This window comes from Flavobacterium limi (assembly GCF_010645075.1).
Classification (GTDB): domain Bacteria; phylum Bacteroidota; class Bacteroidia; order Flavobacteriales; family Flavobacteriaceae; genus Flavobacterium; species Flavobacterium limi.
Genome location: NZ_JAADZV010000001.1, coordinates 613,805 through 639,609 on the forward strand (window position 1 = coordinate 613,805; position 25,805 = coordinate 639,609).

Consider the following 25,805-nt stretch of genomic DNA (forward strand, 5'->3'; position numbering starts at 1 on the left):
TCTAATTTGTACATTTGCACCACTCAAAAAAATAGAAAAAACAAATACCGTATTGAACGCTGCTAAAAATACAATTTCACTTAAATCAATATTTCTGGATTTCAAAGAGATTACCAAGGCTGGTTTGGCTATCAGTGTTTTGTTTTCTTCTATTGCCGGATATTTGTTGGGTGTAAATAGTGATAATCCTTTTCAATGGAGTGTTCTGGCTGTTTTGATGATTGGAGGTTATTGTATGGTAGGGGCTTCTAATGCTTTTAATCAGGTAATAGAAAAAGATATAGATTCTTTAATGGATCGTACCAAAAACCGTCCCGTTCCTTCAGGACGAATGTCTCCAAAAGCGGCTTTGTTGGTAGCAAGTTTGTTGACAATTACAGGTATTGTATTGTTGTATACAATAAATGCAAAGTCGGCAATGTTTGCGGCTGTTTCAATATTTCTCTATACAAGTGTTTATACACCTTTAAAAACGGTTACTTCATTGTCGGTTTTTGTGGGGGCTTTTCCAGGGGCGATTCCGTTTATGTTAGGCTGGGTTGCTGCTACAGGGGAATTTGGGATAGAAGCCGGAACATTATTTTTGATTCAGTTTTTTTGGCAGTTTCCTCATTTTTGGGCAATTGGCTGGTTTTTATATGAAGATTATGAAAAAGCCGGAATCTTTATGCTCCCAACAGGAAAAAAAGATAAAGGAACAGCTTTACAGGTTATATTATATACGGTTTGGTTGATTATTGCTTCTTTATTGCCTGTTTTTGGTTATACAGGGCAATTACTCATTTCGCCAATTGCTGCAGTTTTAGTGTTTTTGTTAGGGTTGTGGATGTTATTTTATGCAGTGCGTTTGTATCAGTTGAGGACAGCAAAATCTGCAAGAACCTTAATGCTGGTAAGTGTTTCGTATATTTCTTTATTGCAGATTGTATATATAGTAGATAAATTTTTAAGATAGTTATGGAAATGACAATGAAAATAAGTGAAGAACAAGTGCAAAAATCAAAATCTGCAAAATTGATTTTGTTGTTCGCAATGGTTAGTATGACCATGATGTTTGCAGGACTTACAAGTGCATTTGTGGTAAGTAAATCAAGAGCTGACTGGTTGAAAGATTTTCAGATACCAACTGCATTTTATTTAAGTACTGCAGTCATTATTGGTTGTAGCGTTACTTTTTATTTAGCAAAAAAAGCAATTGAAAGAGGGAATAGAAGTGCGACTTCTGCGTTTCTTTTAGGAACATTTGCTATGGGAACTGCTTTTGTGGTTTTACAGTTTAGAGGTTTTGGGCAAATCATTGAAAGTGGTTATTATATGACAGGTCAGGGTAGTTCAATTACTACAACTTTTCTATATGTAATTGCTCTAATGCACCTATTACACCTGGCAGGCGGATTAATTTCACTTTTAATTATAATTTATAATCATTTTAAACAAAAATACAATCCGACCCAAACTCTTGGAATAGAACTAGGTGCGATGTATTGGCACTTTTTGGACTTATTGTGGGTGTTATTATTTTTGTTTTTATATTTCTTTAAATAAGAAAAAAACGTAAATTTGGGAACTTTTTAACGAATATCTTTTATGGGAGCGACAGTTACTACTGCAAATAACAATGAAAAAACTTGGGGAGGCGGAGAAGACATCCAGCCATTAGGTGCAAGTTATGGTAAAATGATGATGTGGTTTTTTATCGTATCAGATGCCTTAACATTCTCTGGATTCCTTGCGGCTTATGGTTTTTCTAGATTTAAATTTATTGAAACATGGCCATTGGCTGATGAAGTGTTTACGCACTTTCCATTTATGCATGGAGTTTCGGCCCCAATGTATTATGTGGCCTTGATGACTTTTATTTTGATTTTCTCATCTGTAACTATGGTTTTAGCTGTTGACGCAGGTCATCAGTTAAAAAAGACTAAGGTTGCAATTTATATGTTCTTAACTATTATTGGAGGTTTTATTTTCGTGGGTTCTCAGGCCTGGGAGTGGAAAAATTTCATCAAAGGAGAATATGGTGCTGTTGAAACATCAGGCGGAAGTTTGTTGCAGTTTGTTGACAAAGACGGTAAAAGAGTTGCTCTTGCTGATTTTGCAGTAAAATTGCCAGAACAAAGAGAAGCTTTAACAAGAAGCCATTCAGCATGGTTTATGGAAGATGCTCAATCGCAGCCAAACTATACAGTTGCTGAGGTGCAGGCGGGATTTAAAGCTCACCCTGAGCTTTTAATAAGAACAGAACAACTTACTTCCAAAAAGAAAAAAACAGTACTGACAAGAGAAGAATCTGAGTCTCGTTTAGGTACTGCAAAATATGTTGTAGAAGGAGCAAACTTAACTAGAAACGAATACGGAAGTAAATTATTTGCTGATTTCTTCTTCTTTATCACTGGATTCCACGGATTCCACGTATTCTCTGGAGTTATTATCAATATCATTATTTTCTTTAATGTATTATTAGGGACTTACGAGAAAAGAAGAAGCTACGAAATGGTAGAGAAAGTTGGTTTATACTGGCACTTCGTAGATTTAGTTTGGGTATTTGTATTTACAGTTTTCTACCTAGTTTAATTTTAGATTTTAATTATTATGTCACACGAGCACGCATCAAATACAAAAAGAATCTGGTTAGTTTTTGGTTACTTATCATTAATTACTACAGTAGAAGTTATTTTAGGTATCATTAAGCCAGAATCTTTAGAATTTACTCACTTTATAGGGTTGAATTTATTAAACTGGATATTTTATATCTTAACATTAGTTAAAGCGTATTATATTGTATGGGCATTTATGCATATGGAAGGTGAGAAAAGCAGTCTTAGATGGTCTGTTGTTTCATCTGTTATTTTTCTGGTTTTATATTTATTGTTTATTCTACTTACAGAAGGACATTATATTTATGGGGTTTTTAAAGATTCTACTATCAAATGGAATTTTTAACATGATATTAATTCGAAAAGAGGCTCCGTTTAACGGAGCTTTTTTTATTTTTGTACCTCAATAATTTCCGCACTTACAATGAAAAAAAATATAGTTCTCTTTGTACTTTTTGTTTTGCCAATTGTAGCCTATTTGTTTTTCGCTTCAGGTGTAAACAGTTTTACAACACTTCCTGTAATTACACCAAAAATTGCTGATTTTGGGGATTGGAAATCTTTAAATAATAAAAAAGTTTTACTCGATAAAAAGATAACCGTTTTAGGTTTTGCAGGATCTGATATTTTAAGTAATCGGGGTAATTATTTTAACTTAAATGAGAAAATTTATAAACGTTATAATGGTTTCGAAGACCTTCAGTTTGTAGTTTTATGTCCACTTGGGACAGAAAAAGAAGCTCAGAAGATTGTAGATGCTTTATCTCCTTTTACAGATGTAAAAAACTGGAATTTTGTTTTTGCATCAAAGGAAGATATTCAAAAGTTTTATAATCAATTGCATTTAAAAGGAAAGCTGGATAAAAATCTTGGAACTTCTAATGTTTATATTGTAGATAAAGAACGAAATTTAAGAGGCAGAAAAGGTCTTGCTAAAGATCAAAAAGAAGAATATAAAGAAGGTTACAATACTTTTCATCCGTCTGAATTAAGCAACGAAATGCTGGATGATTTTAAAATTATCCTGTACGAATACCGCGCTGCTCTTAAAAAGAATCATAATGCTAGTAAACAACTCTAAATTAGAATTAAAATGTTTAAAAATAAATCATACATCGGAATTTCGTTTATCATTTTAATCTTTGGAATTTACGCTGTACCTAAAATTGTTGACAGAGTCAAAAATGGTGATGTTGTCAAAGGAAATCGTTTAGACAATGTAGGTGAAAAAACTTCTAATGCTGACACAAAATTAGTGACTATAGGAAAGGCTCCAAAATTTGAACTGACTAATCAGGATAATAATCAGGTTTCAAATGAAAATTACAAGGGGAAAGTGTATGTTTTAGAATTTTTCTTTACTACCTGCCCATCCATCTGTCCAAAAATGAATTTGAGCATGTTAGAGATTGAAAAAACCTTTTTCGGTAATCCTAACTTTGGAATTGTTTCGATTACGATTGATCCAGCTCATGACACGCCACAGGTGTTGAAAGATTACAGAAAATTGTTAGGAGTTAAGTCTTCAAACTGGAATTTTTTAACAGGTGATAAAGCAACTATTATGGACTTATCAAATAAAGGATTTAATTTGTATGCCGGTGAAAATGCTAAAGTCAATGGCGGTTTTGAACATTCAGGATTATTTGCCTTAATTGATAAAGACGGAAATATTCGTTGTAGAAAAGATGATTTCGGAAATCCAATCTTATATTATGACGGATTAGATAAAAAAGGAGTTAGGGACATTCAGCAAGACATTAAAATTTTATTAGAAGAATAAAAATGGAAGATCATTTATTAGAAAAAAAATACAATAAGTTTATTATTGCTGTTTCAATTGTAATTCCGGTTGTAGTAGCTATTTTATTTGGTGTAAAGCTTAAAGATTTCGGATACAATGTAGAGCCGCTTTCGTTTTTACCTCCTATATATGCAACAATAAATGGTATTACTGCTATTGTTTTAGTTCTGGCTGTTATTGCCATTAAGAAAGGAAATCAAAAACTTCATGAAATCCTTATGACAACAGCAATTGCCTTATCTGTTGCCTTTTTGGTAATGTATGTAGCATATCACATGACGGCTGATTCAACAAAATTTGGAGGGGAAGGCCTTGTCAGATATGTTTATTTATTTATTTTATTGACCCATATTTTATTGTCGATTGCTATTATTCCTTTAGTTTTAATTACTTATGTACGAGCTTTGGCAAAACGATTTGACAGGCACAGAAAAATAGCCAAAATTACGTTTCCGCTTTGGTTATATGTAGCTGTTACAGGTGTTGTGGTTTATTTGATGATTTCTCCTTATTATGCAAACTAAAAAAAATAACATACAGATCTTAAATTCCAAATTTCAAATTTTTGTTTTTGGAATTTTATTTTTCTTTATTGGGATTTCTTCCAATGCTCAGTGCGCAATGTGTCGTGCTGCTCTTTCGGGAGAATCAAACATTAAAAAAGCCGAAGCTGTAAATGATGGAATCGTCTTTTTAATGGTTATTCCGTATTTGCTTGTATCTATAATTGGTGTTCTAATTTATAGAATGTATAAGTCAAAGAACAAAGCCGAATAAAAATCTTATTAGGTTTTCTCTTTTTATTTTAATCCATCAACTGAAACGTTTACTGTTCCGTTTATTTTAATAAATGCTATAATTGCCTGATTGGTTAATTGTATCTTATCAAACTGAATATCTTCCATTTTCCCATTGATAAAAACACCTGGCATTGGTGAGTAGTTTTTAAGGTAAGTTGCCATCGTTTTTTTGCCTTCATCTAAATTCGACTGTATCGAATATCGACAGTTTTCCTCCATTTTTTTTAAAATAAAACCCTGAGCAAGCCAGTTTGCCGTCCGCATTAATTTACTTTTTGTGTCTAAAACATAATCAAGTTTTTCAAAATAGATTTCTTTTGTCTTCGGATTATATTGAGGAAAACCGTTTAAATAAATTGTGCCGTTTACAGATCCTAAAATATCAAGGGCAATTACCATTTTTCCATCTTTATGCCATATTTCAACATTTTTTACGGTTACCTTTTTACTTCCCGACCCGAATTCCTGTCCGGCAAAATTTTTAGTCATGATTTTTGAAGCATCAACATAACTGGATATAGCAGCAATGTTGGTGGTAATTTGATTTGGAATTTTAGCAATTGGTTTTAAGACAATTTTTGAAGCGTTAAACTTAGATTCTGGTTTTTTACCAATTACGGTTTCCATATTGCATTTTATTCCCATATCCAGTAAAAAAGAATCGTTTTTAAGTTTTGCATTCGTAGAATATATTTCTATTGGAGTAATTCTTAGCCAGCTTTCATAAGTTTCATTCATTTGAAATGGGGTGCAGATTTTTTCTAAAGCAAATAAAACATTCGGTTTAAAATCCATTGATTTTTCAATTGCTTCATCAATACTTTTTTCAATTTTTGATTTGAACATTGAGATAGCCGGATTGGCTAAATAAGTGATGGGCATATTTTTTCCAAAAACAGTCATAGTCGGGCTTTCATTCCAGTCAAGAGATTTGAACTCTGTTTTTGTATTGAGTTTCCAGTTTGTCAACGTGGCTTCGCTTGATAAAGTGACGATGCCATTTAAATTGAATTCGCGTGTATCATAAAATTCAACACCCATTTTTTTAGTGCCAATTCTGTATTTGATGTTTGCTTTTAAAGGTAAAATAGTTTTTAACCTTTTATCTGCATTAGCCGGATCATTTTGAATTTTGATTGGAGCCTGTTTCCAGATTTTTATTTCAATATCATCGTCCTCAATATTGTTATCTTCGTAAATTAGCCCGTTTAAAAGGTTATTGGTTTGATTTTCAATATCTTTTAATTTTACAGTGATAGGTAAATTAATAAAAGACGGATTGCTGTCATAAATCAATGGACTTGCATCATCTGGTTCAGGCTTTAAAGTGGCTAGCTTTTGTGAAGTTGAACAGCTCAACAACAATGTTAAGAGTATAAAAGGAACTGAAAAAGAAAGAAATTTCATTTGAACGGTTTTTAGTGAAGCAAAATTAAGAAAACAATTATATTCTTTGAAAAAAGTGTAACAATTAGTGGATAATGTAGTCTTATTCTAAAAGTCATCCAAAATTTATTAACTTTTTCTTACCATAAAATACGTAATTAAAATGTTATTATTGTCTTAAAATTCAGCGATATTATGATTGAAATCAAAGATTTGCATAAGTCCTATAAAATGGGAAGTTCAGAATTGCATGTGCTAAAAGGAATAAATTTTAATATAGAAGAAGGAGAACTGGTTGCTATAATGGGATCGTCGGGTTCTGGAAAATCTACACTTTTGAATATTTTAGGAATTTTGGATGAAGCAGATTCTGGCAGCTATATCCTGGATAAAACTCCTATAAAAAAACTTAACGAAACAATTGCTTCAAGATATAGAAATAAATTTTTGGGATTTGTTTTCCAGTCTTTCAATTTAATAAATTATAAAAGCGCATTAGACAATGTGGCAATGCCTTTGTATTATCAGGGCGTTAAAAGAAAAGAACGGTACGATATTGCTATGAAGTATCTTGAGAAAGTTGGTCTTGGATCTCATTCGCACCATTTGCCAAATGAACTTTCAGGAGGACAAAAACAGCGTGTAGCGATTGCAAGGGCTTTGGCATCAAACCCAAAAGTTTTATTGGCGGACGAGCCGACAGGTGCTTTAGATACAAAAACTTCATATGAAGTTATGGATCTTATTCAGGGGATTAATGATGAGGGAAAAACTATTTTAATCGTTACCCACGAACCAGATATTGCCGCAATGTGCAAAAGAAATGTTGTCCTGAAAGACGGATTAATCATTGATGATAAAAAAATAGAACAAGTTAGAGCTTCAGCGTATGTTTAATATTGAGCGTTGGCAGGAAATATTTGAAGCAATCTCCAAAAATAAGCTAAGAACTTTTTTGACGGGGATTTCTGTGGCTTCAGGAATTTTTATTTTAGTGATTTTACTGGGTGCAGGTAAGGGACTTCAAAATGGAATTGAAAAGCAGTTCGAGAATGATGCAGAGGGAATAATTGAGGTTTGGTCTAATGTAACTACTAAAGAATACAAAGGGTTAAACCCAGGAAGACAAATTCAGTTGAGAAATAGTGATTTCGAACTTCCTGTAAAAAAATATAACGCCGAAATCAGTAAAAAATCATCCACCCGAAATACCTGGGGCGGAACAATAACTTACGGCAAAGAGTCCGGAAATTATCAGTTCAGGGGCGTTACGCCGGATTATTTGGCTATTGAAAATGCAACGATTATTAAGGGACGCTTTTTAAATGATAATGATTTAAAAAATAATGAAAAAGTTGTGGCTATTGGTTTAAAAGTGAAGCAGGATTTATTTAAAGATGCTGATCCAATTGGGAAGCAGATTCTGGTAAATGATGTAAATTTTAAAGTGATTGGTGTTTTTACTGATCCTTCCGGAGAAAGAGAAGAATCAAGGGTATATATGCCAATGACAACCAATCAGCGAGCTTATGGAGCCGGAGATAAAATTAGCGGAATGATGTTCGTTTTAAATAAAAAAACGAATTATGACGAAGCTTTGGCACAATCTAAAAAATTCACTGACGGTATAAAAGAGCTTTTGAAAAGCAAAAATGTTATTGCGCCCAATGATGACAGTGCGATTGGGGTTTATAATTCTGTAGAAGAAGCAAAACAATTTTATGATTTAAATCTTTTTATCAGACTGTTTTTTTGGTGGGTTGGTATTTGTACCATCATTGCCGGAGTTGTTGGCGTAAGTAATATTATGCTTATTGTTGTAAAAGAAAGAACAAAAGAAATTGGGATTAGAAAAGCGTTGGGGGCGTCTCCTTTTTCTATTATTTCCATGATTCTTCACGAATCTATTTTTATAACTACTATTGCAGGTTTTACAGGTTTACTGGCAAGTCTTTTATTATTAGAGTTTGTTGGCCCAATGGTTCAAAGCGAATATTTCAGAAATCCCGAAGTAGATTTTGGTGTGGCTTTAACAACACTTGTTTTATTAGTATTTGCAGGAGCAATGGCTGGTTTTTTTCCGGCATACAGAGCTGCTAGAATAAAACCTATTGTAGCACTTAGAGATGAATAAATATGTTTAGTAAAGATAATTGGGATGAGATTTTGCAGGCTTTAACAGCCAATGTTTTCAGAACGGTTCTAACTGCATTTGGAGTGTTTTGGGGTATATTTATTTTAGTAATATTACTTGCAGCAGGAAACGGACTGGAAAACGGTGTAAAAAAAGGATTCGACGGAATAGCTACAAATACCATGTTTATGTGGAGCCAAACTACATCAAAAGCATATAAAGGTCTGCCGAAAGTGCGTCGTTATGATTTTAGAAATAGTGACGTTGCTTCTTTGAGAGAAGCTTTTCCGGATTTATTATATGTTTCCCCACGAAATCAATTAGGTGATTTTAACGGAACAAATAATGTTGTCAGGGGAACAAAAACTTCGGCATTTACCATTTATGGAGATTATCCCGAACTGATTAAGCAGCAGCCTATGGATATTATAAAAGGGCGCTTTATAAATCAGCAGGATATCCTTGAAAGAAGAAAAATAGCAGTCATAGGTAAAGGTGTTATTACGGAGCTTTACGGAAAAGAAGAAGAAGCTGTTGGGACTTATGTAAAAATCAACGGAATTAATTTTATGGTCGTTGGGGTTTATAAATCAAAACAACAGGGAGGGAATGCAGAGCAGGAGCAAAAAAACATTTTTATTCCTTTTACCACTTTTCAACAGGCATTTAATTATGGAGATAAGGTTGGCTGGATGGCACTTACAGCTAAAGACGAAACATCTATTACAGAATTAAAACCAAAGATTTTAGAAAAAATAAAAGCACTTCATTCTGTAAATCCGGGAGATGATCGTGCCGTAGGAAACTTCGATTTGTACGAACAGTTTAATAAAGTGCAGAGTCTTTTTAATATTTTAAAAATCATTGCATATTTTGTAGGAACTTTGGTTTTGATTTCAGGCGTAATCGGGATATCGAATATTATGCTTATTGTGGTTAAAGAAAGAACTAAAGAGATAGGAATACGAAGGGCTTTAGGAGCAACTCCCGGTGCTATAAGAGGACAGATTTTGTCAGAATCTATATTTTTGACCATCATTTCAGGTATGCTGGGAATTGCTGTAGCAACAGGGCTTATTGCGCTTTTGAATATGTTTTTAGATTCAATGCCACCAAACAGCAATACCATGTTTGCAAATCCAAGTGTAGATTTAAGGGTAGTATTTGTGGCTTTATTAATCCTTATTGGCTCTGGATTACTGGCAGGATTTATACCGGCTCAGACTGCAATCAATGTAAAACCGGTGGATGCTTTACGAACAGAATAAATTATCAGTCAAAATATAATCGAATTAACAACAAACAAAATGAAAAAAGGAGTAACCGTAACCATTTTAATCTTTATTGCTATAGTTTTCTTTGGCGCACTTTACTATCTGTATGCAAAGAATCAGGAGTCGCCTGTTGTTTTTAAAACAGAAAAAGCTGAAATTAAAACAATTGTAAAAAATACTATTGCAACAGGAAATATCCAGCCTGATGAAGAGGTATTAATCAAACCAAATATTTCAGGTATTATTGAGCAGGTTTATATAAAAGCCGGAGAGAAAATTAAAGCCGGAGATATGATTGCTAAAATCAAAGTTGTTGCCAATGTGTCTAATGTCAGCAGTACTCAAAATCAGGTTCAGACTGCTAAAATTGCTTTAGATAATCAGGAAAAATTGTATCAGAGACAAAAAACATTATTTGATAAAGATGTAATTTCTGCAAATGATTTTGATGCAGCTCAATTGGCTTACAAACAGGCAAAACAAAATTATCTGTCTGCCAAACAAAACTTGGATATTGTAAAAACCGGAACAACAGCATCATTAGGCAGCTATGCAAACACACTGATTCGTTCCACTGTAAACGGAATGATTTTAGATGTACCGGTGAAAGTTGGAAATCAGGTTATTGAAAGTAATAATTTTAATGAGGGAACCACCATAGCAAGTGTTGCAGATGTGGGAAGAATGATATTTATCGGGAAAATTGATGAATCAGAAGTTGGTAAGATAAAAGAAAAAATGCCAATTGAGATAACAGTCGGAGCAATTGAAAACAAAAAATTTACAGCGGTTTTAACCTATATCGCTCCAAAGGGAGTAGTTGAAAACGGAGCCATTCAATTTGAAATTAAGGCGTCATTAGAAAACAGGGATGCAACTTTTATCAGAGCCGGTTTAAGTGCTAATGCTTCTATTATTTTGGAGAAAGCGGATAAAGTTCTGGCAATTAAAGAATCATTGGTTCAGTTTGACAAAAAAACTCAAAAACCTTATGTAGAAATTGAAACAGCGCCTCAAAAGTTTCAAAGAAAAAATATAGTTCTGGGAGTAAGTGACGGGATCTATGTGCAGGTTAAAAGCGGTATTAAAGCTTCGGATAAAATTAAAATCTGGAATCAGGGACTGATAAATGAAGGAGAAGGCGAAAAGAAATAATTTTAGATTTATAAAAATGTTAAATTTGCATGGTGTTTTTACCGTGCTTTCATTTCAAAAATATATGAAAATAAATAAATATAATAGTCTTGTTTTTGCTATCCTTTTCGGTTTTGGATTATCAGCTCAGGCACAAACAAAATTATGGACACTGGAAGAATGTGTACGATATGCACTGGATAATAATATTACAATCAAACTATCTGAATTAGATGTTAAAAATGCTGCAATTGATAAAAAAGATGCTTTTGGGAGTTACCTTCCGTCAGTGAATGGTAGTGCTAGACATTCTTGGAATATAGGCCGAAACGTTAACCCTGTTACAAATGTTGCGAGTACAGAAACCTCACAATTTACTAGTTTAGGAGTTGGTGCCAGTGTTGATATATACAAAGGTATGCAAAATCTTAATGCTTACAGGAAGTCAAAACTTTCAATTATCGCCTCAAAATATCAGCTATTGAAAATGCAGGAAGATATTTCTTTGAATGTTGCTAATGCATTTTTAGAAATTCTTGCTTTTAAAGAGAATCTAAAAGTAAGAAAAGAACAGCTTTTAATAGATGAGAAAAGATTAAAACGTTCTGAGGAGATGGTAAGTGCAGGAACCATACCACGTGGAGATTTGTTTGATCTTAAGGCCACAGTTGCAACTGATCAGCAGGCTATTGTTGTTGCTGAAAATAACTTGTTGATTTCTAAATTAAGTTTAGCACAGCTTTTACAATTAAAAGAATTTACTGATTTTGATGTAGTTGATGATACAAATGCCAAAGATGAAAATAATATTATGGCGCAAACTCCTGTCGAAATTTACAATAAGGCAAAAGAGACTAGGACAGAATTAAAACTAGCACAAACCAATCTCGAAATAGCAGAAAAAAATGTTGTTATAGCAAAAGGTTCATATCAGCCGACACTTAAAGGTTTTTATTCATTTAACACCAGTGCGAGTTTTAATGATATTGTTGCTACGGATCCTGTTTTTCAGCAATTTAGTGATAATAAAGGACATAATTTCGGATTAGAATTGAGTGTTCCAATTTTTAATGGGTTTTCTGTTAGAAATAATGTAGAGCGTAATAAAGTCAATTTAGAAAAATCTAAAATAGATCTGGAACAAAAAAGTTTAGATTTACAGCGTAATGTGTACACTGCTTTTACAGATGCAAAAGGAGCATTGAATACTTATGAATCATCACTTGTAACTTTAGAAGCAAGACAACAATCATATAATTATGCTAAAGAAAAGTATGATGTTGGCTTGATGAATTCATTTGATTTTACTCAGGCACAAACTTTGCTGACCAATGCGCAATCAGATGTCATCAGAGCAAAATACGATTACATGTTTAAAATAAAAATACTTGAATTCTACTTCGGAATTCCAATTGTCCCAATTATTAAAAACTAATTATCATGTCAAAAAAAACAGTTTATTTCTTAATTGGCGGTGCAATAATTATAATTGCAGCTTTAATAGGACTTTCGAAATCGGGAGTGATAGGAAATAAGGACGAAGGAAAAGAAGTAGAAATATCAAAAGTAGTAGCTTCTACAATTGTTGAAACCGTTTCGGCTACAGGTAAAATTCAGCCAGAAATAGAAGTCAAGATTTCCCCGGAAGTTTCTGGCGAAATTATTTTATTAAATGTAAAAGAAGGACAAGTTGTTAAAAAAGGAGATTTATTAGTAAAAATAAATCCGGATTTATATACTTCAAGTTACAATCGCTCAGTTTCAAATTTATCAGGTACCAAGGCGGGATTAACGCAGTCGGAAGCTAGTTTTAAAGAAGCAAAAGCGAATTATGAACGTAATAAAACTTTGTATGACAAAGGTGTTATTTCAAAGTCGGACTGGGATAAAGCGATCGCTTCTTTTGAAGTAGCAAAAGCTACAAGACAAAGTTCTTATTATAATGTTCAGAGTGCTTCTGCATCGGTAAATGAAGCAAAAGATAATTTAGGCCGTACTACAATATATTCTCCTGCAGACGGAACTATTTCTGTTCTAAATGTAGAATTGGGTGAACGTGTTTTAGGAACGCAGCAAATGGCAGGAACCGAACTTTTAAGAGTGGCAAACCTTAATAATATGGAGGTTGAAGTTGATGTTAATGAGAATGATATTGTAAAAATAAAAATTGGAGACGAAGCGAACGTTGAAGTAGATGCTTATCTAAAGAAGAAATTTAAAGGTGTTGTGACAAGTATTTCTAATTCAGCAAGTACTACTCTGACAGCAGATCAGGTAACTAATTTTAAGGTTAAGGTTAGAATTTTAAAAGAATCTTATCAGGATTTACTTGAAGGAAAACCAGTTTCATATTCTCCATTTAGACCAGGTATGACTGCAACTGTAGATATTATCACTACAACAAAAACAAATGTTATGGCAGTGCCTATTAGTTCTGTTGTGGTAAAATCGGATACAACTGCTGTGAAAGATTTTAAAGTCGAAGATCCAAACCAGGATAAAAAAGCAGCACCGAAAAGCGATAAAAAATTCGAGTGCGTTTTTGTGAAAGTGGGCGACAAGGCAAAAATCAGAATTATCAAAACAGGAATTCAGGATGATACCAATATCGAAGTAATGTCTGGTTTGAAACCGGGTGATGTGGTAATTACAGGACCTTACACAACTGTCTCTAAAGAGCTGAATTCAGGAGATAAAGTAAAGCTTAAAAAAGCAGAAGCTCCAAAAAAGTAAATAAATATGATTATTGTATTGCATGGAGTTCCGGCAGAAATACTTTACAGTTTATTTAGTGCTTCTATTGCTGTAATTATATATTTGATATGGGGGCATTACTGCGTCTATAACACAAAATATTATAATGATGAATTTAAATATTTTGCAGTCGAAAAAGACTGATCATGTATTTAGGCTTTTTATTAGCAAATTTAGGTGTGGCATTCCTGTTATTTTGGTTATTAACCTTTATTTTTGCAGCTTTAATTTTTAAATGATTTTTTAATAAAAACACTTACTACTTTGTCTTTTATTCTCAATATCGAAACCGCTACCAAAAATTGTTCAGTATCAATTGCTAAAAACGGCGAAACCATTATATGCAAGGAAATTGCAGAAGAAGGGTATTCTCATGCTGAAAAATTACATGTTTTTATTGAAGAAATAATTGCTAAATCCGGAATTTCTGTTCATGATTTAGTTGCCGTTGCCGTAAGTCAGGGGCCTGGCTCTTACACGGGTTTGAGAATTGGTGTTTCAGCGGCAAAAGGATTATGTTTTGCTTTAAATATTCCGTTGATTGCAGTAGATACTTTACAAACCTTGGCATCTCAGGCTAAAGTTTCTGAGGGCAAAATAATTCCAATGCTGGACGCCCGGAGAATGGAAGTTTACAGTGCAATTTTTAGTGCTGAATTAAAAACTGAAAGAGCAATTCTTGCAGAAGTAATTGATGAAAATTCATTTAAAGATTTTACAGAAATACTTTATTTTGTTGGTGACTGTGCCGAAAAATGCAAGACAGTTTTAACTAAAGGCAATTTTGTGTTTTTAGAAAATATAAAATATCCTTCGGCTGATGGTATGAGTAAAATCAGTTACGATAAATATCAAAAAAGCGACACCGTAGATGTCGCTTACTTTGAACCTTATTATTTAAAAGATTTTATGATTACTGCTCCAAAAAAGCAGTAATATTTTTTATTTCTGCAACGTATAAGGTTGAATTGCGATACCAGCTTCGTCTAATGCAGTTTTGCAATTCTCTAAAGTTTCAGAAAAAACTGCTCCATAGTTTTCATTTTTTGCCCATGGCCGTACCGCAAACTCTACAGAACTTGCTGTTAGATTTTTTACAAATACTTCAGGTGCGGGGGTTTTAAGCACTTTTGGATTCTGAATTAAGACATCAAGCAATATATCCTTCGTTTTTTTAATATCAGAATCATAAGAAACTGCAAAAGTTAAATCGGCTTTTCGTTCTCCCTGCATCGAATAATTGATGATATTTCCATTGGATAAGGCGCCATTAGGTATAAAAACTGTTTGATTATTACCCGTAACTAATTTTGTAACAAAAATTTGAATTTCGATTACTGTTGCAACAACTCCCTGCGCTTCGATTGTATCTCCTACTTTAAAAGGCTTAAAAAGAATAATTAGCATTCCACCTGCAAAGTTTGAAAGTGAACCTTGTAATGACAAACCTACAGCTAACCCCATTGCTCCTAAAATAGCAACAAATGATGAGGTCGGTACGCCGAGATTTGAAATAACTGTTACAAATAATAAAATTCGCAAAGCCCAAAGTAATATATCAGCAAGAAATTTAGATAAAGTGGGGTCTAAATTTCTTTTTATCATTACTTTTCTAATGATCCTGTTTGTTAATCTAATAGCATAAAGGCCAATAAATAAAATTAAAAAAGCAGAAATTAATTTTGGGGAATAATCAAATAATAAATCAATAAATCGGGTAGCGTAATTACTGAGTTCGGCTGAGTTAACGTTCATGTTTTTAAAATAAAAAACCTTCTCATTGAGAAGGTGTATTAGATTTGCAAATATAAAAAAATGCTATAACAAAAAAATAATTTTGAATGGTTATAAGATATACCTGTTATGAGTCAGTTTCGGTTATTGCCTTTTCACTAATATCTACTACGGTATCATAAATCATTGGCTGTGTATCATCAGCTTCTACACTTTCTTTTACAGAATCAATGATGTCATTTATTGAATCTGAAGCTTTTTCGGCATATTCGCTAATTATAACTTTTGCTTTGTCAACATATTGAGAGGCATCTTCAAATAAAGGTTCTGAGGCTTCCTTGACTTTAGTAAGGGTTTCCTCTATAAAGATTTCTGCTTTTTCATATGCATTTTCAGCTGTATGTTGATTGGTGTTTTCTGTTTCAGCTGCTGGTTCCTGAATTTTGCCCAGAAAATTTTTTAAAAACGATGATAAACCCATGTTTGTAAAATTAATTAGTTAGAATACAATATTAATTATTTTACTCCAATATTGGATTATTTTTTGCTAAATTACTGAAGACAAGTGAGATACAAGGGTGAAAAAGCGCCATAAATGACGCTTTGTAATATAAAATAATTCGTTTTATGCATTTAGTGCTTCAACAGTAATTTTTTCATCATTAAGCATGCTTTTTAGCATGTTTTCTATACCACTTTTCAGAGTAAATGTTGATGAAGGACATCCGCTGCAGGCTCCCTGCAAAATTACTTTTACAACTTTGTCATCCTCATTATAAGAATCAAAAGCAATATTTCCTCCATCTGCAGCAACAGCCGGTTTTACATATTCTTCCAGTATATTAATGATTTGTTGAGAAGTAACATCTAATTTGTCAAAAGCCTCATCTTTGGTTGCGTCGTTTTTAGTTGCCGTTTCAATTAAACTTTCGTCTAAAACAGTTCCACCGTTTTCGATAAATTGTTTGATGAAGGTTCTTAATTCCAATGTGATTTCATGCCAGTCGTTAATTTCGTATTTAGTAACTGAAATGTAATTCTCGTCAATGAATACTTCTTTTACATAAGGAAACCTGAATAGTTCCTGAGCTAACGGAGAAGAAGCTGTCTGGTCTATATTTTTGTATTCAACAGCATTTCTGGTCAGCATTCTGCTTACAACAAATTTTAAAGCAGCAGGATTTGGAGTTGTTTCTCCGTAAACAGTAATCGGCTGTTTTTTAGGCTTGCTTTCATCAATATTAATAATTGTGCCGCCATTGTTTACAAACGCTTCAATTTGTTCGGCAACCGCATCCTGAACATCTTCCCATTCTACAATACTGAATCTTTCAACAGCTATAAAATTCCCTGAAATGTAAACAGTCTTTACAAAAGGAAGATAAAATAATTGTTGTGCTAATGGTGACGATTTTGCTTCATCGATATTTTTGAATTCAAAATTTTGATTTTGAGTAATGAAATCATCAAATTCAAACTTTATGATAGTAGGATTTTGAGTTTCTTTTATAGTGATTTTTGCCATGTCGATATATTTTTTGTAAATTTAATAAAGTTATTTTCTACTAATGGCTATATTTGGTTTTTTAATAAAATAATTAAGATTCTTTTTGTAATCCATCTTGTTAAAATCTAAAAAGCATCTAATAAGTTTACTTGCATGAAATTGAAAATCAGAATCTTATTTGTTTTTATGATTGCCTCATTCAATTCTTATTCTCAAGAAGGAATACCGGTATATTCTGACTATTTATCAGATAATTATTATTTGATTCATCCATCTATGGCAGGTGCGGCAAATTGTGCCAAAATAAGATTGACTGCCAGAAAACAATGGTTTGGTCAGGATGATGCACCGGCTTTGCAAACATTGAGTTTTAATGGAAGAATTGGAGAAAGATCCGGTGCGGGAATTATTGTTTTTAATGATAAAAACGGTTATCATTCGCAAAAAGGAGTAAAACTTACTTATGCACATCATATTATGTTTTCAAGAAGCGAACTTGATTTAAACCAGTTTTCTTTTGGTATCAGTGGTGGCTTAATTCAGAGCCAGCTGGATGAAACTTCTTTTGGAGGAACTTTTGATCCTATTGTTTTTGGCTCTATACAAAATGATTCATATTTCAATGTTGACGTAGGTGCATCTTATAATTTTTTAGATCTTTATGCACATTTAACTGTTCAGGGGCTTATTGAAACCAGAAGGAAATTATACACAGATTATGAGAGTGATAATTTGAGAAAATTTCTTTTGAGTACTGGATATGTTTTCGGGAAAAGTGAAAATATTACCTGGGAACCTTCTATTTTATTTCAGTACTTTGATCAGACCAAAGAAAAATCTATTGACCTGAATTTAAAAGCTTACAAAAACATGGATTTTGGCAGTTTGTGGGCCGCATTGTCTTACAGAAGAAGTTTTGATGGAGCACGATATAGTGGCGGTAGTGGAAGTAGTGATCAAAAATTGCAGTATATAACTCCTATTATAGGTGTTAATTATAAAAAATTTATGTTTGCTTATACCTATTCAAACGTTACTGGGGATGTGAAATTTGATACCGGGGGATTTCATCAGATTACTCTGGGTATTAATTTGTTCTGTACCAGAGAACGCTACGATTGTAAATGTCCTGCCGTTAATTAAATTTAAAAGATTATGTTGATAAAAGCTGTAAAGGGGAAGTCTCCTGTAATTCCTGATGATTGTTATGTTGCAGAAAATGCTACTATAGTTGGTGATGTAATTTTTGGCGATTCATGCAGTGTCTGGTTTAATGCAGTGATTCGGGGTGATGTCAATTTTATTAAAATTGGGAATAAAGTAAATATTCAGGATGGGGCGATTATACATTGTACTTATCAAAAACATCCCACAATTATTGGTGATAATGTTTCTATAGGTCACAACGCAATTGTGCATGGCTGTACTATTCATGATAATGTTTTGGTTGGAATGGGCGCTATTGTAATGGATAATTGTATTGTAGAGAGTAATTCTATTATTGCAGCCGGAGCCGTTTTAACACAAAATACAGTTGTAACTTCAGGAAGTATTTATGCCGGTATTCCTGCCAAAAAAGTGAAAGATATCGATCAGTCAGACTTTGCAGGAGAAATCGAGCGTATCTCCAATAATTACGTGATGTATTCAGGATGGTTCAAAAAAGAAGAATAAATATTCAAAAATTTCAAATAAAAAAAACAAATTCCAATAATGCACAAAACAATGGAATTTGGATTTTCTATTTTTGGAATTTAATTAGAGGTTGATTCTTTCGAAAAAAGCAGTTTTATAGCTTTCGCTAATTGGAATTCGTTTACCACTAATCAGAACTTTATTTTTTTGTATTGATTTTACATGTTTGATATTGATGATGTAAGATCTGTGAATTCTCGAGAACCCTTTGCTGAAAAGTAGATTCTCTAATTTTATCAGACTAATCAGAGTCAGGGTAAATTTATTATCTGTAGTGTAGATTTTTACGTAATCTTTTAAGCCTTCGATAAATAAAATATCAGAAAAATTCATTTTAACATTTTCATATTCTGCCCTCACGAACATAAAATCCTGCTCCAATTCTGGAATACTTGTATTTTCAGAAATAGTTTGAATCGGAACTATTGGAGGATTCAAAATTTGTTGAGCTCTGACTACGGCTTTTAAAAAACGGTGAAAAGGAATTGGTTTTACCAAATAATCTACAGCACCAAGGTTAAAACCTTCGACAGCATAATCAGAATAAGCTGTTGTGAAAATAATTAAAGGTTTTTTTTCAATAGTATTTAAAAACTCAATCCCTGAAAAATGAGGCATCTGAATGTCAAGGAAAATTAAATCTACATTGTTTTGATTAATATAAGATACTGCATCAATAGCATTGTTGAAAGTGCTGATTAATTCTAATGAATCCACTTTGCTAACAAAATCTTTAAGCAAATCTACTGCTAAAGGTTCATCATCTATAATTACACATTTCATCTCTTTAGATTTAAATTTTAATAAATTGGCTGGGTCAAAATTAGATTTAACGAAAGACTTACATTTTAAAATTTAGTTAAAATATGGAGTAAGTCTATTATTAACCCTGATTTTAATGAATATCACTCTTAATTTTATCTAATTTCAAATTGAGGTGTACACGATAATACTGGCTGTCCTGTTTTATTGTTAATTCATGGGCATTTGGATATAATAAATCAAGTCTGTTTTGAATGTTTGCCATTCCTATACCGGAGTTTTCAGGATCTTTCACATAATTCTCGATTGTATTTTCTGTCCAAAAATCGAGATCATTTTCAAGAATGATAATCTTGATTTTCACATGAGCAGCTCCTTTATAATCTGTTCCGTATTTAAAAGCATTTTCAATAAATGAAATTAATAACAAAGGCTCGATAAATTTATTTTTAGTATCTCCGTGAACGTTTATAATTATATCTTCAATATTGTTGAGCCTTAATTTTTGTAATTCAATATAATTTTGGATATAATTGATTTCTTTTTCTAAAGCTACAGTTTTATTGTCTGTCTCATACAGCATATATCGCATTAATTCGGATAATGTTACAATAGCATCAGGAACCAGGTCAGATTTTTTATGAGCCAAAGAGTAGATGCTGTTAAGCGAGTTAAACAGAAAATGGGGATTAGTCTGTTTTCGTAAATAATTCAATTCAGTGTTAGTTCTGTGTGTTTCAGCTATTAATTTGTTTTGCTGATTTTGATAAAATTCGCTTAGAGTTCTGATAATAGCACTAATAGCAGTAATCAGGAGATAGAAAAATGACGGTCCTATTTTAAAAAAAAGCGGTTGTTTGTGTATACGGACTTTCATTTTTCCCTCTTTCAAAAACATCTTTGCTTCCTCAGGCAGCATTTTTGGTGGCAGCATATTTTGTGTCCGTAAATGATTGAATTCAGGAATGAAATAATTAATTCTGATGATCATAAAAAGGAAAATCAGTATGAGTACAAAAATGAAATAAAGCCAGTATTTTTTTTCTAAAAGCAAAACAGGTACCAGATAAAAATAGTTCAGATAAAATAAAATGATTCCAGTTCCCCATTGTACATAAAAATCATTGTTAATTCTAAAAGGGCTTTCATAAAATTGAATCAAAGATGTCAATATAAAGAATGTCCATATGGTAATATGGAACAAAATTTTATTTGAATTTGTATTTTTAACAGCCCCTATGTTCATTTACATTTTTATTTTTAATAAAATTAAATCTTTTTTGGTTACCGATGGTGATATGTTTTGATTGAGTTTTTGGACTACTAAACCGGCAACTTTTAAGGCATCATCTTCAGAACTAAAGCTTTTAGTTTCATTAATTACAGGAATAATAGTCTGTTTGATCAAAATTTTATCTTTATATGAAATTTTATACCCCCAGCCGGATGTTGTTTTTATAGATTCAGTCATAAGGATTTCTTTTTTTGAACAACACAATAGTATCAGGAAAAAAATAAAAAATAAATTCTTCCGGAATAATTTCCAGAAGAATTTTAGATTTTTGGTATTAATTGTCATCATCGTTTTGTGCTTCAAGAGGTTTGAATTCCCAAGAATCATCAAAATAAGTAGAACCTATTCTGCCCAGCATTACAAAACCCCTGTTGTTAATTGCAAAACCAACAGCATCTGTTCTGGCAGCTCCTTCAAGAGCTGTCCTTTCTAGCCAAAGGTCACTTGTTGGGTTATATTCCCATACCGTTTTGATTCCCTCACCGCCTACTACATAGCCTAATCCGTTTAAACTGAAGCTGGATGCATTTGTACGTGTTATAGCGTAGTCATCGTTCCAGCTGTAATCGTCATCATCATCACGATCAATATCCCTTAGTCTTGTCCAAACTTCAGTTTCAGGATTAAATTCCCAAAAATCTACCTGATTGACACTATTATTTACTCCAGTTCCTAAATAGGCTTTGTCATTGATAACAAAAACTGTCGCATGACGTCTTTTGTTTCCGCTAAATCCGCTAACAAGTGTCCATGTATTGTCAGTATCGTTATACTGATAGAAATCTTTCAGATAATTTCCGTCATAACCAGTTCCAAAATAAGCTTTTCCACCTACCTGAAAACCAACAGCTCCATAGCGCCCTGTACCTCCAAAGTCAGCTTTTGCTGCCCAACTATTGCTTGCTGGATCATATTGATAAAAGTCCTTAAGTTTGTTGGTTCCGTCATATCCAAGGCCTATATACCCTTTACCATTAAGTTCAAAACTTGACGCAGAACTTCTTCCTATTCCTGTAAAATCAGCTTTTTGTTCCCAATAATCTCCATTGGAATTGTAGGCCCATAGATCCTTTAAATATTCGTCTCCGGTGTAACCCGTTGTGATGTAAGCATAATCTCCAATAACAAAGCTGGCTGCACTTGATCTGGCAGGGCCATCAAATGCAGATTTCTTAATCCAGTTCCCTATTAATTCATCCTCTTCATCATCGTTACTACAGCCTGTAAAGAACAAACCGAAAAATAGAGCCGCGAATAATACTCCTTTTTTTAAATTATTCATAGTATATTAAATTTTATTTATTGTTTGTATTTGATCCCAAAGTTTAAAATGTATCGGTTTCCGGCATTAAAATCACAAAGTTTATGATTGTTGTCGTCTAACAGATGGTATTGTTTGTCAAAATCGTAACCTGCTTTAAAATTTATAAACCAGTTTTTGTCCATGTTCCGCTCATATTCAAAAGCTGTTGTCATTTGAGAAGTGCTAATTTTGGCTGCATTACTGTATGATTCCAATGATTTGTTCAGATTGTAGAAATTTCCGTTAAAATTATTGTTGATGCTAAATTTGTTTCGCTCATTGTTGGAATAAGATATGGCTGCATAAGGAAAACCTATTAAAATATACACCTGATTTATTTTTCCGGAAAATGAAAGCGTAGGAATAAATTTAGGAGTGCCTAAAATTGTTGATCTTTCGACACCGATATTTAAATCTATTTTTGAATTTAGCTGTTGCTTCAATTGAAAACTTCCTAAAACGGTCATATCTGAAATATCTAAATTCTGTTGAAAATTTATTGTTGGTTTAACTGATAAAATCAATTTCTTAGCCCCGGAAACTTTATGTGAAATTTCAAACTTGTTCTGAATTTGATTAAACTGATTCAGATTCTCAAAATCATTATAAACCCCTTCTTCATATTTTATTTTAAGATTTGTGTACTCAATTCTGTTAGTAATTTTATTTTTATCATTTATTTTTTTAGAAACACTTATACCGGCATTTGTTTCATTAAAATTTATTTCTTCTGTTGACTCCGTCTTTAAACTAAAATCAACAGCAAGCTTTTCCTGTGCTTTCATATTAATGGAGCTAATCAAAAACAGCAACCACACAAAACCCTTCTTTTTCATTACATATTTAATTGGTTCAAAAGTAGGAGGGAGTCTGTTTTAAAAAAAAGAAGATATATGAACAGGACATTTTGGTAGACCAAATGCCCATTTTTGGGGTTTAGTGAGTTATTTGTCTACCAGTGTTTGTTGTAGATGTTTTTTTGCTTTCTGTAGTATAAAAATGAAGGTTTGTATATGTTATGATGTTGTCCAGAAATGCGCATTTTATATTTGTTCAAAAAAATCGGATTATGTATAAGTTTATATTGATGTTTTTTCTTGGATTTGCTGTGGTTTCATGTGGTACAGATACAGATGCTGGCGAGTTTGTTGTCGGGTCTGATTATCTGTCAGTAAACAATAAAGTTATTTTAATTGATACTGTTACAGTGGAGATGTCTACCATAAACTTCGATTCTCTGATTACTTCCAATAAGAGCAGAATTTTGATAGGCAACTATGATGACCCTCTTTTTGGCAGAGTAAAATCAAGCAGTTATTTTCAACTGGCTTCAGATTCATATTCTTTAATTAGCACCAGTGATACAGAATCAGCAAATTATGTTTTTGATTCAATTTCGATGATTTTAAAATATGATAACTACTATTATGGAGATACAACCAGGGTTCAGACCTTCAATATCCATAGATTGATTCAAAAGGTGAAGCCTAATACTGATGATGATTCATTCTACAATAATTCAGCTTTAAGTTATAACTCAGAAAGTTTGGGAACGATTTCGTATAAACCCAGACCATTAGAAAAAGATTCTGTAAATATAAAAATGGATGATGCATTTGGAGAGGCACTTTTTTTGAAATTTAAGAAAAGAGAAATAACGGATTTTGATAGTTTTGCCGAATATCTGAAAGGACTTGTAATTGTTCCTGAAACCATTAATTCTTCAAGTGTAATTGGTTTTAATCTGACAAGTAAAGTACGATTGTATTATTCAAAATATCTTGGTGACGATATAGACTCTTATGTAAAAGACTTTATTATCGTTGATGGTGCAAAACAGTTTAATGCTATTTCTATAGATAAGACAGGAACTTTGATTCAGAATTTGCCAGCTTCAAGTAGTAGATTGTCAAGTTTATTAACCAGTAATCAAGGATATATTCAGTCAGGAACCGGACTTGCCTGCAGAGTCGATTTCCCAAATATGAGACAGCTTAAATATATTTCTGATAAAGGTGCAATTGTCGATGCCGAGTTGATTTTAAAACCTGTTAATAACACGTATTCCAAGGTATTTCCTCTGTCCGATTCCCTGCAGGTATATGTGGCAGATAAATTAAACAGGATTAGCAGCGTATTAAATGATGCCTCAGGAGCGGCTTTGTATGCTAAACTAAACAAACAAAGTGACGAGTTTAATGAAAATGTGGGCTATTCATTATCAGTTGGCAATTTTCTGCAGAAGGAAATGTTAAAACAATCAGATTCTAAATCTTCCCTTGTTTTCGTTCTGCCAAATATTAGCAATGCTGTAAACAGGATTGTTTTAGGGGACCAGAAACATCCGAATAATAAAATTCAATTGAAAATTTACTACCTCTCTTATTAAATGAAAAATAAAATAAACTTTTTAAGTTGCTGTATTTTACTGTATGTAACTTCATTTTCACAAAGCATTTCAAGTTCCCCTTACTCATTATACGGTCTTGGGAGTATATATGATGCCGATTTTGGCTCTATTCCGGCTATTGGCTCTTCAGGTATTGCATTACCATCAGATACTTTTATCAATAATTTGAATCCTGCTTCATTAGGTTATTTGCCCCTAAATCATTTTATGTTTGAAGTAGGAGGAAAGGCAATTGGAACCACTTTTCAAAGCAGTTTTAAAACTGAGAACCGTAACAATTTTCAGTTTTCACATATTGCCTTTGCTTTTGCAGTAAATAAAAAATCTGCTTTTAGTATTGGTCTGCGCCCTTATTCAAGCGCATCATTCAAAATATCCGAATTTAAATTGCCTGTAGAAAACAGTTCAGAGTATTACATTTTAAATGCCGAAGGATCCGGAGGGTTAAATAATTTTGACATTTCATATGGGTATCGTATCAGTAAAAATTTATCAGCCGGGTTTACAGGAAATGTTCTTTTTGGAAATACTATTGATGAAAGAAGTTATACGATTTCAAATTCACTAACTTCGATTAATAAAAAAACTGATTACAGCGGTGTACGTTCAACTTTAGGAGTTCAGTATAAAATTGATTCGACTCTTACCATTGCCTCTACTTTTAAGGCCCCTGCCAAAATTAAAGCATCAAAAGTACAGTCTGTAGAAACTATCAGCAGCTCAGGTGAAAGCACAATAGAATCAGACGCAGCATCTGATACTGATGATTACTATATGCCTTTGGAAATAGGTTTTGGAATTAGCAAACGCTTCAAAAACAATCTGAACATGACCCTCGACTATGAAAAAAGCTTCTGGAATGATACCAATCAGTCAGAATTATATGGAGATTTTGTAAATCAGGATCGTTTTGCTTTTGGATTTACTTATCGAAGAAATAAAAAATTGCGAAACTATTGGGATAGAATACAATACGGTGCAGGAATAAACTTTGATACAGGTTATCTTGAAATTGATGGAAAAAGAGTCAATAATACTGCAATTTCTATTGGTGCTTCTTTACCGGTAGACAACACTTTTTCTGCTCTTCATATTTCCTATTCTTATGGTCAGAAAGGGAAAATTGGAGATGGTTTAATCAAAGAAAACTACCATAAATTATCACTCAGTTTATCGTTGGACGGAATATGGTTTGTCAAGCGAAAAATAGAATAATA

General features: G+C 32.7%; 29 protein-coding genes. 20 read left to right on the forward strand and 9 right to left on the reverse strand.

Annotated features, from left to right (window positions below; translation table 11 throughout):
- Positions 1–52 precede the first annotated feature (52 nt).
- From cyoE to GXM16_RS02665, 8 genes are all read left to right on the forward strand, one after another.
- On the forward strand, positions 53–955 hold the full coding sequence (cyoE, locus tag GXM16_RS02630) for a heme o synthase (protein ID WP_163392443.1): 903 nt from the start codon (positions 53–55) through the stop codon (positions 953–955).
- Positions 956–957: 2 nt separating this feature from the next.
- Positions 958–1,545, forward strand: coding sequence for a cytochrome c oxidase subunit 3 (locus tag GXM16_RS02635; RefSeq protein WP_163392445.1), 588 nt, complete (start codon positions 958–960; stop codon positions 1,543–1,545).
- Between the two features lie 42 nt (positions 1,546–1,587).
- Entirely contained in the window at positions 1,588–2,574 is a 987-nt protein-coding gene (locus GXM16_RS02640; protein ID WP_163392447.1) for a cytochrome c oxidase subunit 3, read from the forward strand.
- 18 nt (positions 2,575–2,592) lie between these two features.
- On the forward strand, positions 2,593–2,943 hold the full coding sequence (locus GXM16_RS02645; RefSeq protein ID WP_163392449.1) for a cytochrome C oxidase subunit IV family protein: 351 nt from the start codon (positions 2,593–2,595) through the stop codon (positions 2,941–2,943).
- A gap of 78 nt (positions 2,944–3,021) precedes the next feature.
- Positions 3,022–3,678, forward strand: a complete 657-nt coding sequence (locus tag GXM16_RS02650; protein ID WP_163392451.1) for a hypothetical protein — start codon at positions 3,022–3,024, stop codon at positions 3,676–3,678.
- A gap of 12 nt (positions 3,679–3,690) precedes the next feature.
- On the forward strand, positions 3,691–4,380 hold the full coding sequence (locus GXM16_RS02655) for an SCO family protein (protein ID WP_163392453.1): 690 nt from the start codon (positions 3,691–3,693) through the stop codon (positions 4,378–4,380).
- A 2-nt stretch (positions 4,381–4,382) separates the two neighbouring features.
- Positions 4,383–4,925 (forward strand): DUF420 domain-containing protein, encoded by a 543-nt coding sequence (locus GXM16_RS02660; protein WP_163392455.1) that lies wholly within the window; start codon positions 4,383–4,385, stop codon positions 4,923–4,925.
- On the forward strand, positions 4,915–5,178 hold the full coding sequence (locus tag GXM16_RS02665) for a hypothetical protein (protein WP_163392457.1): 264 nt from the start codon (positions 4,915–4,917) through the stop codon (positions 5,176–5,178). Before GXM16_RS02660 ends, GXM16_RS02665 begins: the two co-directional genes overlap by 11 nt.
- 23 nt (positions 5,179–5,201) lie before the next feature.
- Here the strand turns inward: GXM16_RS02665 and GXM16_RS02670 are convergent, their stop codons facing one another.
- Positions 5,202–6,608, reverse strand: coding sequence for a DUF4403 family protein (locus tag GXM16_RS02670; protein WP_163392459.1), 1,407 nt, complete (start codon positions 6,606–6,608; stop codon positions 5,202–5,204).
- A 174-nt stretch (positions 6,609–6,782) separates the two neighbouring features.
- Here GXM16_RS02670 and GXM16_RS02675 point away from each other — a divergent pair, with 174 nt between their 5' ends.
- From GXM16_RS02675 to tsaB, 8 genes are all read left to right on the forward strand, one after another.
- Entirely contained in the window at positions 6,783–7,484 is a 702-nt protein-coding gene (locus tag GXM16_RS02675) for an ABC transporter ATP-binding protein (RefSeq protein ID WP_163392460.1), read from the forward strand.
- The gene (locus GXM16_RS02680; RefSeq protein WP_163392462.1) at positions 7,477–8,721 is read left to right on the forward strand and encodes an ABC transporter permease; all 1,245 of its coding nucleotides are present in this window, start codon (positions 7,477–7,479) and stop codon (positions 8,719–8,721) included. The genes GXM16_RS02675 and GXM16_RS02680 overlap by 8 nt, the downstream gene beginning before the upstream one ends.
- A 2-nt stretch (positions 8,722–8,723) precedes the next feature.
- Positions 8,724–9,989, forward strand: coding sequence for an ABC transporter permease (locus GXM16_RS02685; protein ID WP_163392464.1), 1,266 nt, complete (start codon positions 8,724–8,726; stop codon positions 9,987–9,989).
- 39 nt (positions 9,990–10,028) lie between these two features.
- A complete protein-coding gene (locus GXM16_RS02690) occupies positions 10,029–11,150 on the forward strand; it encodes an efflux RND transporter periplasmic adaptor subunit (protein ID WP_163392466.1) in 1,122 nt (373 codons plus the stop codon).
- A 64-nt stretch (positions 11,151–11,214) separates the two neighbouring features.
- Complete coding sequence (locus GXM16_RS02695) at positions 11,215–12,564, forward strand: TolC family protein (RefSeq protein WP_163392468.1); 1,350 nt, start codon at positions 11,215–11,217, stop codon at positions 12,562–12,564.
- Positions 12,565–12,569: 5 nt separating this feature from the next.
- A complete protein-coding gene (locus tag GXM16_RS02700) occupies positions 12,570–13,862 on the forward strand; it encodes an efflux RND transporter periplasmic adaptor subunit (protein ID WP_163392470.1) in 1,293 nt (430 codons plus the stop codon).
- A gap of 6 nt (positions 13,863–13,868) precedes the next feature.
- Complete coding sequence (locus GXM16_RS02705; RefSeq protein ID WP_163392472.1) at positions 13,869–14,027, forward strand: hypothetical protein; 159 nt, start codon at positions 13,869–13,871, stop codon at positions 14,025–14,027.
- Between the two features lie 120 nt (positions 14,028–14,147).
- A complete protein-coding gene (gene tsaB / locus GXM16_RS02710) occupies positions 14,148–14,819 on the forward strand; it encodes a tRNA (adenosine(37)-N6)-threonylcarbamoyltransferase complex dimerization subunit type 1 TsaB (protein WP_163392474.1) in 672 nt (223 codons plus the stop codon).
- Between the two features lie 6 nt (positions 14,820–14,825).
- Here the strand turns inward: tsaB and GXM16_RS02715 are convergent, their stop codons facing one another.
- The 3 genes from GXM16_RS02715 to GXM16_RS02725 form a co-directional block, all read right to left on the reverse strand.
- Positions 14,826–15,638, reverse strand: a complete 813-nt coding sequence (locus tag GXM16_RS02715) for a mechanosensitive ion channel family protein (protein WP_163392476.1) — start codon at positions 15,636–15,638, stop codon at positions 14,826–14,828.
- 106 nt (positions 15,639–15,744) lie between these two features.
- Positions 15,745–16,098 carry a YtxH domain-containing protein gene (locus GXM16_RS02720; protein WP_163392478.1) on the reverse strand — a complete coding sequence of 118 codons (354 nt, stop codon included), beginning with the start codon at positions 16,096–16,098 and terminating at the stop codon, positions 15,745–15,747.
- 144 nt (positions 16,099–16,242) lie between these two features.
- Positions 16,243–17,142 (reverse strand): NifU family protein, encoded by a 900-nt coding sequence (locus GXM16_RS02725; RefSeq protein ID WP_163392480.1) that lies wholly within the window; start codon positions 17,140–17,142, stop codon positions 16,243–16,245.
- A gap of 135 nt (positions 17,143–17,277) precedes the next feature.
- Here GXM16_RS02725 and GXM16_RS02730 point away from each other — a divergent pair, with 135 nt between their 5' ends.
- Positions 17,278–18,267: a PorP/SprF family type IX secretion system membrane protein gene (locus GXM16_RS02730; protein WP_163392482.1), complete on the forward strand. Its 990-nt coding sequence runs from the start codon at positions 17,278–17,280 to the stop codon at positions 18,265–18,267.
- A gap of 12 nt (positions 18,268–18,279) precedes the next feature.
- Entirely contained in the window at positions 18,280–18,798 is a 519-nt protein-coding gene (locus tag GXM16_RS02735) for a gamma carbonic anhydrase family protein (protein ID WP_163392484.1), read from the forward strand.
- A gap of 84 nt (positions 18,799–18,882) precedes the next feature.
- Here GXM16_RS02735 and GXM16_RS02740 read toward each other — a convergent pair whose 3' ends face one another.
- From GXM16_RS02740 to GXM16_RS02760, 5 genes are all read right to left on the reverse strand, one after another.
- Positions 18,883–19,602 (reverse strand): LytR/AlgR family response regulator transcription factor, encoded by a 720-nt coding sequence (locus tag GXM16_RS02740; protein ID WP_163392486.1) that lies wholly within the window; start codon positions 19,600–19,602, stop codon positions 18,883–18,885.
- A gap of 112 nt (positions 19,603–19,714) precedes the next feature.
- A complete protein-coding gene (locus GXM16_RS02745; RefSeq protein WP_163392488.1) occupies positions 19,715–20,827 on the reverse strand; it encodes a sensor histidine kinase in 1,113 nt (370 codons plus the stop codon).
- Positions 20,828–21,052, reverse strand: a complete 225-nt coding sequence (locus GXM16_RS02750) for a DUF4907 domain-containing protein (protein ID WP_229684150.1) — start codon at positions 21,050–21,052, stop codon at positions 20,828–20,830.
- A 97-nt stretch (positions 21,053–21,149) separates the two neighbouring features.
- Entirely contained in the window at positions 21,150–22,157 is a 1,008-nt protein-coding gene (locus GXM16_RS02755; RefSeq protein ID WP_163392489.1) for a Kelch repeat-containing protein, read from the reverse strand.
- Between the two features lie 17 nt (positions 22,158–22,174).
- Positions 22,175–23,014, reverse strand: coding sequence for a DUF6268 family outer membrane beta-barrel protein (locus GXM16_RS02760; protein ID WP_163392491.1), 840 nt, complete (start codon positions 23,012–23,014; stop codon positions 22,175–22,177).
- A 233-nt stretch (positions 23,015–23,247) separates the two neighbouring features.
- Here GXM16_RS02760 and GXM16_RS02765 point away from each other — a divergent pair, with 233 nt between their 5' ends.
- Positions 23,248–24,567, forward strand: a complete 1,320-nt coding sequence (locus GXM16_RS02765; RefSeq protein WP_163392493.1) for a DUF4270 family protein — start codon at positions 23,248–23,250, stop codon at positions 24,565–24,567.
- Positions 24,568–25,803, forward strand: coding sequence for a BamG family beta-barrel-assembly machinery protein (bamG, locus tag GXM16_RS02770; RefSeq protein WP_163392495.1), 1,236 nt, complete (start codon positions 24,568–24,570; stop codon positions 25,801–25,803).
- The last annotated feature ends 2 nt before the right edge of the window (positions 25,804–25,805 follow it).

Bases quoted from the DNA above. Each gene is read 5' to 3' on its own strand.
- GXM16_RS02635 (WP_163392445.1), top strand. From the start codon at position 958: ATGGAAATGACAATGAAAATAAGTGAAGAACAAGTGCAAAAATCAAAA.
- GXM16_RS02640 (WP_163392447.1), top strand. From the start codon at position 1,588: ATGGGAGCGACAGTTACTACTGCAAATAACAATGAAAAAACTTGGGGA.
- GXM16_RS02645 (WP_163392449.1), top strand. From the start codon at position 2,593: ATGTCACACGAGCACGCATCAAATACAAAAAGAATCTGGTTAGTTTTT.
- GXM16_RS02650 (WP_163392451.1), top strand. From the start codon at position 3,022: ATGAAAAAAAATATAGTTCTCTTTGTACTTTTTGTTTTGCCAATTGTA.
- GXM16_RS02655 (WP_163392453.1), top strand. From the start codon at position 3,691: ATGTTTAAAAATAAATCATACATCGGAATTTCGTTTATCATTTTAATC.
- GXM16_RS02660 (WP_163392455.1), top strand. From the start codon at position 4,383: ATGGAAGATCATTTATTAGAAAAAAAATACAATAAGTTTATTATTGCT.
- GXM16_RS02665 (WP_163392457.1), top strand. From the start codon at position 4,915: ATGCAAACTAAAAAAAATAACATACAGATCTTAAATTCCAAATTTCAA.
- GXM16_RS02670 (WP_163392459.1), bottom strand. From the start codon at position 6,608: ATGAAATTTCTTTCTTTTTCAGTTCCTTTTATACTCTTAACATTGTTG.
- GXM16_RS02675 (WP_163392460.1), top strand. From the start codon at position 6,783: ATGATTGAAATCAAAGATTTGCATAAGTCCTATAAAATGGGAAGTTCA.
- GXM16_RS02680 (WP_163392462.1), top strand. From the start codon at position 7,477: ATGTTTAATATTGAGCGTTGGCAGGAAATATTTGAAGCAATCTCCAAA.
- GXM16_RS02685 (WP_163392464.1), top strand. From the start codon at position 8,724: ATGTTTAGTAAAGATAATTGGGATGAGATTTTGCAGGCTTTAACAGCC.
- GXM16_RS02690 (WP_163392466.1), top strand. From the start codon at position 10,029: ATGAAAAAAGGAGTAACCGTAACCATTTTAATCTTTATTGCTATAGTT.
- GXM16_RS02695 (WP_163392468.1), top strand. From the start codon at position 11,215: ATGAAAATAAATAAATATAATAGTCTTGTTTTTGCTATCCTTTTCGGT.
- GXM16_RS02700 (WP_163392470.1), top strand. From the start codon at position 12,570: ATGTCAAAAAAAACAGTTTATTTCTTAATTGGCGGTGCAATAATTATA.
- GXM16_RS02705 (WP_163392472.1), top strand. From the start codon at position 13,869: ATGATTATTGTATTGCATGGAGTTCCGGCAGAAATACTTTACAGTTTA.
- GXM16_RS02715 (WP_163392476.1), bottom strand. From the start codon at position 15,638: ATGAACGTTAACTCAGCCGAACTCAGTAATTACGCTACCCGATTTATT.
- GXM16_RS02720 (WP_163392478.1), bottom strand. From the start codon at position 16,098: ATGGGTTTATCATCGTTTTTAAAAAATTTTCTGGGCAAAATTCAGGAA.
- GXM16_RS02725 (WP_163392480.1), bottom strand. From the start codon at position 17,142: ATGGCAAAAATCACTATAAAAGAAACTCAAAATCCTACTATCATAAAG.
- GXM16_RS02730 (WP_163392482.1), top strand. From the start codon at position 17,278: ATGAAATTGAAAATCAGAATCTTATTTGTTTTTATGATTGCCTCATTC.
- GXM16_RS02735 (WP_163392484.1), top strand. From the start codon at position 18,280: ATGTTGATAAAAGCTGTAAAGGGGAAGTCTCCTGTAATTCCTGATGAT.
- GXM16_RS02740 (WP_163392486.1), bottom strand. From the start codon at position 19,602: ATGAAATGTGTAATTATAGATGATGAACCTTTAGCAGTAGATTTGCTT.
- GXM16_RS02745 (WP_163392488.1), bottom strand. From the start codon at position 20,827: ATGAACATAGGGGCTGTTAAAAATACAAATTCAAATAAAATTTTGTTC.
- GXM16_RS02750 (WP_229684150.1), bottom strand. From the start codon at position 21,052: ATGACTGAATCTATAAAAACAACATCCGGCTGGGGGTATAAAATTTCA.
- GXM16_RS02755 (WP_163392489.1), bottom strand. From the start codon at position 22,157: ATGAATAATTTAAAAAAAGGAGTATTATTCGCGGCTCTATTTTTCGGT.
- GXM16_RS02760 (WP_163392491.1), bottom strand. From the start codon at position 23,014: ATGAAAAAGAAGGGTTTTGTGTGGTTGCTGTTTTTGATTAGCTCCATT.
- GXM16_RS02765 (WP_163392493.1), top strand. From the start codon at position 23,248: ATGTATAAGTTTATATTGATGTTTTTTCTTGGATTTGCTGTGGTTTCA.
- bamG (WP_163392495.1), top strand. From the start codon at position 24,568: ATGAAAAATAAAATAAACTTTTTAAGTTGCTGTATTTTACTGTATGTA.